The organism is Caulobacter sp. D5, from assembly GCF_003185805.1.
Taxonomy (GTDB): domain Bacteria; phylum Pseudomonadota; class Alphaproteobacteria; order Caulobacterales; family Caulobacteraceae; genus Caulobacter.
This window is the reverse complement of sequence record NZ_QHJY01000144.1, coordinates 1-6,859: the sequence shown is the minus strand read 5'-3', so window position 1 is coordinate 6,859 and position 6,859 is coordinate 1. Positions and strand designations below refer to the sequence as shown.

The 6,859-nt window shown below is 70.7% G+C and carries 7 protein-coding genes; 5 read left to right on the top strand and 2 right to left on the bottom strand.

The features are described from left to right. The first annotated feature begins 264 nt into the window (after window positions 1-264). Window positions 265-969, top strand: coding sequence for a DUF899 family protein (locus DMC18_RS10540; RefSeq protein ID WP_110120054.1), 705 nt, complete (start codon window positions 265-267; stop codon window positions 967-969). Between the two features lie 7 nt (window positions 970-976). Here DMC18_RS10540 and DMC18_RS10535 read toward each other — a convergent pair whose 3' ends face one another. Both DMC18_RS10535 and mutY read right to left on the bottom strand, forming a co-directional pair. Further along, window positions 977-2,380 carry a glycoside hydrolase family 28 protein gene (locus DMC18_RS10535; protein ID WP_110120053.1) on the bottom strand — a complete coding sequence of 468 codons (1,404 nt, stop codon included), beginning with the start codon at window positions 2,378-2,380 and terminating at the stop codon, window positions 977-979. Window positions 2,381-2,611: 231 nt separating this feature from the next. Further along, window positions 2,612-3,664, bottom strand: a complete 1,053-nt coding sequence (gene mutY, locus DMC18_RS10530; RefSeq protein ID WP_110120052.1) for an A/G-specific adenine glycosylase — start codon at window positions 3,662-3,664, stop codon at window positions 2,612-2,614. Window positions 3,665-3,726: 62 nt separating this feature from the next. On the opposite strand from mutY, the gene DMC18_RS10525 reads away from it, so the two are divergent. From DMC18_RS10525 to DMC18_RS10510, 4 genes are all read left to right on the top strand, one after another. Further along, window positions 3,727-4,275 (top strand): DUF721 domain-containing protein, encoded by a 549-nt coding sequence (locus DMC18_RS10525; protein ID WP_110120051.1) that lies wholly within the window; start codon window positions 3,727-3,729, stop codon window positions 4,273-4,275. A 109-nt stretch (window positions 4,276-4,384) separates the two neighbouring features. Further along, window positions 4,385-5,008 (top strand): DsbA family protein, encoded by a 624-nt coding sequence (locus DMC18_RS10520; protein ID WP_110120050.1) that lies wholly within the window; start codon window positions 4,385-4,387, stop codon window positions 5,006-5,008. Between the two features lie 2 nt (window positions 5,009-5,010). Further along, window positions 5,011-5,619, top strand: a complete 609-nt coding sequence (locus DMC18_RS10515; protein ID WP_110120049.1) for a DsbA family protein — start codon at window positions 5,011-5,013, stop codon at window positions 5,617-5,619. 15 nt (window positions 5,620-5,634) lie between these two features. Further along, window positions 5,635-6,859: AAA family ATPase (locus tag DMC18_RS10510; protein WP_146218044.1), on the top strand; the 1,225-nt coding region annotated here is incomplete at its 3' end.

The window sequence follows — 6,859 nt, the reverse complement described above, 5'->3', positions numbered from 1 at the left end:
CCCTCTCCCCTTGCGGGAGAGGGTGGCCCCGCGGAGCGGGGTCGGGTGAGGGGTCTCTCAAAAATCAGACGCCGCGACAGCCGATCGGCCGTCGCGGCGTTTTTCGTTTGTGCGACCCCTCATCCGTCGGCCGGAGTTTATCCTCGGGCCGGCTTCTCCGGACCCGGGGGGCGCCACCTTCTCCCGCAGGGGGAGAAGGACGCTGCAGCGCTTGCAAACCATCGTTCTCCGGCGTCCTCTGCCCACGCCACCGGGAGGACCGCCATGGACGACGCCGCGACCCTGACCTCCGCCGCCCTTCTCGCCCGCGCCAATCCGGTGCGGATCCCCAACGAAAGCGCCGAATACCGCGCCGCCCGCACGGCCCTGCTGGCCGAGGAGATCGAGCTGCGCCGCCATATCGAGCGGGTCGCCGCCCAGCGCCGGGCGCTGCCGCCGGGCGGGCCGGTGACCGGCGACTACCGGTTCCAGGGCGAGGAGGGCGAGGTCGACTTCGCCGGCCTGTTCCGCGACAAGCCGACCCTGGCCGTCTACTCCTACATGTTCGGCCCGCAGCGCGAGCGGCCCTGCCCGATGTGCACCAACCTGCTGGGCGCGTGGGAGGGCAACGCCGCCGACATCGACCAGCAGCTGTCGCTGGCGGTCGTGGCCCGATCGCCGCTCGACAAGCTGCTGGCCTGGAAGCGCGAGCGCGGCTGGAAGAACCTGCGGCTCTACACCGACCTGACCGGCGACTATTCGCGCGACTATTTCGGCGTGCTGCCCGACGGCTCGGAGATCCCGGCCTTCAACGTCTTTTCCCGTCGCGACGGGACGATCCGCCACTTCTGGTCGGGCGAGATGGCGGGCGAGACCGCCGATCCGGGCCAGGATCCGCGCGGCGCGCCCGATCCCGCGCCGCTGTGGATGGTGCTCGACAGCACGCCGGAGGGCCGGCCGCCGGAGTGGTATCCGAAGCTGGATTACTGAGGCTGCCCTAGGCGGATACGAACCCCTCGACATTCTCCGTCTTCACCGGCTCTTCCAGCACCTTGCCCACGGCCACCTTGCGCAGCCGCACGTCGCGGACCGGCAGGTCCTTCTCGCCCTTGATGCGGCAGATCGAGCCGGCCTCTTCGACCCGGACGTCGCTCACCCTCAGCCCTTCGATCGCCGTCAGCCGCCGTTCGTAGGTCGGGACCAGGGTGCGCCACTGGTAGAGGACGTCGGTGTCGACCGCGAGCACGCTGCCGGCGATCTTCGTGGCGCTGACATTGGTCATGTGGATGTTGCGGACGAAGCCGCCGCGCCGCTCGTTGGTCTTGACGAACATCAGGTTGGCGATCGGCACGGCCCAGCCGTCTTCACCCCTGCCGTCGCCCGTGAAGTGGCAGTTGTCGACGAAGACGTTCTCGATCCCGGCCGAAAGCTCGCTGCCGACCGCCAGCAGCTGGTGGCCGTTGCGGATCTGGCAGTCGCGCATGACGACGTTGCGGGTGGGAACGCCCAGGCGCCAGGCGTCCTGGTCGCGGCCCGACTTCACCGACACCGCGTCGTCGCCCTGGTCGAACACGCAGTCCTCGATCAGCACGTTCTGGCTCATCTCCGGATCGACGCCGTCGTTGTTGTGGCCGTGGGCGCGGATCTTCACCCGACGGATGACGACGTCGGTGCAGAGGAAGGGGTGGATCACCCAGAACGGGCTGTCCTCGATGCTGACGTCCTCGACCAGCACGTGGCGGCAGCGGTTGAACTGGATGAACTGCGGGCGAAGGTTGGCCTCGCCGGCCGCCATCTGGCGCTCGCTCACCGGCTCGCCCCTGGCGGCCTTGTGGTAGAGCGCGACCAGGGCGTCCATGTGCGGCTTGGGCCGCGCGTACCAGACCTTCCAGACGTCGAGCTTCGCCTTCAGCTTGCCGGGGCCGGTGATCGCCACGTTCTCGCAGTCGAAGGCGTAGACCAGCGGCGAGTAGTTCCAGCACTCCAGCCCCTCCCAGGTGGTCTGGACGGCGGGCAGGTAGTCGGCGGGCTTTTCGGAGAACAGCAGGGTGGCGCCCTTGGCCAGGTGCAGGGCGACGTTGCTCTTCAGGTGCACCTTGCCGGTCGGCCAGGTTCCCTCCGGGATCACCACCACGCCTGCGTCGGCGGCGTTGGCGGCGGTGATCGCCGCGGCTATGGCGGCGCTGGTTTTTCCTTGGTCGCCCTGGTCGGCGCCGAAGTCGGTGATGAGGAAGCGCTTGGCGCCGGAGAAGTCAGGCACGCCGATGCTCGGCATGTCGAACGGCGCGGTCGGGCGGACGAGCTTGTGCGGGAAGGGCTTGGCGAGGGCCTGGCCTGGGATCAGCGGCGCGGCGAGCCCGGCCGCCAGCGCCGTCCGTCGGGTCGGAAGGTGGATGCCCATGCCGCGTCTCCCAGAGCCGGGCGTCGAGCGGGCCCGTGTCAGGGCATTGCTCGCATGATGGGATGTGAAGTCAATATTTGAGATTTCCGAACCCTCTCCCCGAAGGGGGAGGTGTCACCGAAGGCGACGGAGGGGGAGGTGGTCTGTGAGCCGGCAACCGGCCTAAACGTCTGCGGAAACTTCCCCCTCCGGCCCTCTGGGCCACCTCCCCCTTCAGGGGGAGGGTCTTGATCACACCAGCCGCTCCAGCCCCGCCCGGGCCGCCTTCAGGAACACGCTCGGCAGCGCCGACAGCCCCTCGTGCGGGGTCCAGACGAAGTCGCCGGCGACGTCGGCTTCGGTGACCAGCACGCGCAGGGTCAGCGAGAAGTGGGTGAAGACGTGCTCCACCGCCCCCAGATCCCGCCAGGGCGCCAGGATCGGCGCGACGCGGATCGCCTCATCATCTGACCACGGACGATCTCGCCAGTCGGAGGTCGGCAGGCCCAGCATGCCGCCCAGCAAACCTTTGTCCGGCCGCCGTACAAGGGCCGTTTCGCCCCGGCGGCTGACCACATAGGCCACGCCGTGGCGGCGGGGGCGGTCGGCCTTCTTGGTCTTGCGCGGATAGGTCTCGGGCGCGCCGCCGGCCCTGGCCGCGCAGAAGGTCTCGACCGGGCAGCGATCGCAAAGCGGGGCCTTGGGCTTGCAGATCGTGGCGCCCAGATCCATCAGGGCCTGGGCCCAGTCGCCGGGGCGCTCGTCGGTGACCAGCAGGCCGGCCAGCCGCTTCAGTTCGGGCTTGGCGTCGGGCACGGGGGCCTCGACCGCGAACAGCCGCGCCATCACCCGCTCGACATTGCCGTCGACGACATTGGCCTTGCGGTCGAAGGCGATGGCCGCCACGGCCGCGGCGGTGTAGGCGCCCACCCCCGGCAGGGCCAGCAGGCCTTCCTCGGTGTCGGGAAAGACGCCGCCGTGGTCGCGGGCGACCGCGCGGGCGCAGGCCAGCAGGTTGCGGGCGCGGGCGTAGTAGCCAAGGCCCGCCCAGGCCCCCATCAGCGCGCCATCCTCCTCGGCCGCCAGGGCCTCGACGGTGGGCCAGCGCTGGGTGAAGGCCAGGAAATAGGGCGTGGCGTGCGGCACGGTGGTCTGCTGCAGCATCACCTCCGACAGCCAGACGCGGTAGGGATCGCTGCGCAGGCCCACGCGTCCGGCGGCGGGGCCGGTTCGCCAGGGCAGGACGCGGGCCTCGCGGTCGTACCAGGCCAGAAGTGCGGAGCGGATCGCGGCGACGTCGGTCATTGTCGCCTCCTATCGCAAATCCGCGCGCGCGAGGGGAGAGGGGGCGTGCTAGGCTTTCGCGCATGTACCGCCGCACGCTGCCCACGGCCGACGAAGCGCTGAAGATCCTGTCGCGCCGCCGCACCCGGCCGCCGATGCGCGTGCCGCCGCCGGCCGGCAAAAGCCTGGCCCCGCTGATCCGCGAGCTGGACAAGAAGTACGGCCAGGGTCCGGGCGCGTTGCAGGCCCGCTGGAAGGAGATCGTCGGCGACACCCTGGCCCGCCGCACCGAGCCCGTCCGCATCATCAAGAGCCGCACCGGCGAGGGCGGCACGCTGGAATTGCGGGTCGACGGTCCCGTGGCCTCGCTGATCCAGCACCAGGCCCCGCAGATCACCCAGCGTCTCGACCTGCTGCTGGGCAAGGGCGCGGTCACCCGCCTGCGGATCGTGCAGGGACCGGTGCGCGTCGCCGGGACTGCCGCCAGCGCCCCGCCGCGTCCCCGCCGTCGCCCGCCGCTCGACGCCGCCCAGGAGCGCGACCTGGCCAACAGCCTGGCCGACCAGCCGGAGGGGCCGTTGAAAGAGGCGTTGCTGAAGCTTGGTCGAGGCGTGTTGCGCAACGAAAGTTGACAACCTGCGCGGGTTCGCGCTGATGCGGGCCAAGCCTCAAGCGCGCCATTTTCATGCCGATAAAGAATCGCGCTTAACTCTACTATTCACGTTCGAGGAAGACCCGACCATGCGCTCGCCCCTTCGCCGGATCCTGCTGGCCGCAGCCCTCGTCGCCGGCGTCGCCGGCCTTTCCGCCTGCAACAAGTCGGGCGGCGCCGTCACGGCCGACGACATGAGCCTGGGCAACCCGAACGCCAAGGTCACCGTCATCGAGTACGCCTCGGCCAGTTGCGTGCACTGCGCCCGCTGGAACGAGGAGGTCTTCCCGGCCTTCAAGCAGAAGTACATCGACACCGGCAAGGTGAACTACGTCTACCGCGAGTTCCTGACCGCCCCGCCGCAGGTGGCCGCCGCCTCGTTCCTGCTGGCCCGCTGCGCCGGCAAGGACAAGTATTTCTCGGTCCTGGACTCGGTCTACCGCTCGCAGGAAGAGATGTTCACCACCGGCCAGTATCGCGACGTGCTGCTGCGCATCGCCCAGTCGGCCGGCCTGGATGAAGCCAAGTTCGACGCCTGCGTCAGCGACGAGAAAGCCCTGAAGGCGCTCAACGACCGCATCGAGCGCTACTCCAAGGAAACCGACATCAAGGGCACCCCGACCTTCGTCATCAACGGCAAGAAGCTGAACGAAGAAGGCGGCGAGGCCCCGCTGGCCCAGCTGGACGCCGCCATCGCCGCGGCGAGCAAGTAAGCATGACCCTGGACCGGCGCGCGCTGATCGTTTCAGGCATGGCCGTTGCGGCCATGCCCGGCCTGGCGCGCGCCGCCCAGATGCCGCCCCTGCCCGGCGACCACGTCATGGGCTCGGCCAAGGCCAAGGTGCAGATCGTCGAGTACGCCTCGATGAGCTGCAGTCACTGCGCCCACACCGCGCTCGAGATCATGCCGGCGATCAAGAAGCGCTACATCGACACGGGCAAGGCCCGGCTGGTGTTCCGCGAATTCCTGACCCCGCCGGCCGACCTGGCCGGCGCGGGCTTCCTGCTGGCCAACCGCGTGCCGCCGGCCCGCTATTTCGAGGCGGTCGAGGCGATCTTCGCGGCCCAGCACGACATGTTCCAGACCGGCGACTACTGGGGCGGGCTGCTGGGCGTGGCCAAGCGGTTCGGCCTGACCGAGGCGCAGCTGGAGGCGACCCTCAACGACAAGGCCGCGCTCGCCGCGCTGAACGCCCGCGTCGAGGCGGCCGCCAAGCGCGGGATCAACTCCACGCCCACCTTCTACATCAACGGCGAGGAATTCGTCGGCGAGCTGACGGTGGAAGACCTGGCCAAGGCCGTCGACAAGGCCCTGAAGGGCTAGCGGGCGGGCGCGGCCGTGCAGTTCCAGCGTCTGCGCCTTTCCGGCTTCAAGTCCTTCGTCGAGCCGACGGAGTTCAGGATCGAGCCTGGCCTGACGGGCATCGTCGGGCCCAACGGCTGCGGCAAGTCCAACCTGCTGGAAGCCCTGCGCTGGGTGATGGGCGCCAACTCCGCCAAGGCCATGCGGGCTGGCGGCATGGACGACGTCATCTTCGCCGGCTCGGGCAATCGGCCGCCGCGCAACCACGCCGACGTCACCCTGACCATCGACAACGCCGACCGCACCGCCCCGGCCGCCTTCAACGACGATCCGGTGCTGGAGGTCGTGCGCCGCATCGACCGCGGGGCCGGCTCGACCTACCGCATCAACGGCCGCGAGGTGCGCGCCCGCGACGTCCAGCTGCTGTTCGCCGACGCCTCGACCGGCGCCAACTCGCCGGCCCTGGTGCGCCAGGGCCAGATCAGCGAGCTGATCGGCGCCAAGCCGCAGAACCGCCGCCGCATCCTGGAAGAGGCGGCCGGGGTCTCGGGGCTGCACACCCGTCGCCACGAGGCCGAGCTGCGGCTGCGGGCGGCCGAGACCAATCTCTCGCGCCTGGAAGACGTGGCCCGCGAGCTCGAGACGGCGCTGAACCGCCTCAAGCGCGAAGCCCGCCAGGCCGAGAAGTACCGCCGCCTGTCGGCCGAGATCCGCGCCGTGCAGGGCGCCGTGCTGTTCGCCCGCTGGACCGAGGCCCGCGACACCCTGGAGCGCACCCAGTCCGAGGCCACCCAGGCGGTCCGCGACGTCGAGGACACCGCCCGCGCCGCCGCCGCCGGTCAGGGCGCGATCGTCGAGGCCGAAACCGCCATGCCGCCGCTGCGCGAGGAGGCGACGATCGCCCAGGCCGTGCTGGGCCAGCTGGCGATCCAGAAGGACCGGGCCGAGCGCGACGCCGCCGCGGCCGCCGCCGAGTTCCAGCGCCTGTCGGCCGATCTGGCCCGCATCGACGAAGACCGCACCCGCGAGGAGCAGGCGGCCGAAGACGCCGGCCGCAGCCTGGCCCGCATCGAGCCGGAACTGGCCGAGGTGCGCGCCCTGATTTCCGCCGCGCCCGAGCGCGGTCCCGAACTGGAAGCCGCCGCCAAGGCCGCCGAGGCCGCTCGTGCCGAGGCTGACGGCGCCGTCGAGCGCCTGGCCGCCCAGACCGCCGCCGAAGAGGCCCGCGCCCGCGCCGCCGCCCAGCGCCTGGCCGAGGCCG

Excerpts from the sequence above, each read along its gene's own strand:
- DMC18_RS10540 (WP_110120054.1), top strand. The coding sequence starts at position 265 with ATGGACGACGCCGCGACCCTGACCTCCGCCGCCCTTCTCGCCCGCGCC.
- DMC18_RS10535 (WP_110120053.1), bottom strand. The coding sequence starts at position 2,380 with ATGGGCATCCACCTTCCGACCCGACGGACGGCGCTGGCGGCCGGGCTC.
- mutY (WP_110120052.1), bottom strand. The coding sequence starts at position 3,664 with ATGACCGACGTCGCCGCGATCCGCTCCGCACTTCTGGCCTGGTACGAC.
- DMC18_RS10525 (WP_110120051.1), top strand. The coding sequence starts at position 3,727 with ATGTACCGCCGCACGCTGCCCACGGCCGACGAAGCGCTGAAGATCCTG.
- DMC18_RS10520 (WP_110120050.1), top strand. The coding sequence starts at position 4,385 with ATGCGCTCGCCCCTTCGCCGGATCCTGCTGGCCGCAGCCCTCGTCGCC.
- DMC18_RS10515 (WP_110120049.1), top strand. The coding sequence starts at position 5,011 with ATGACCCTGGACCGGCGCGCGCTGATCGTTTCAGGCATGGCCGTTGCG.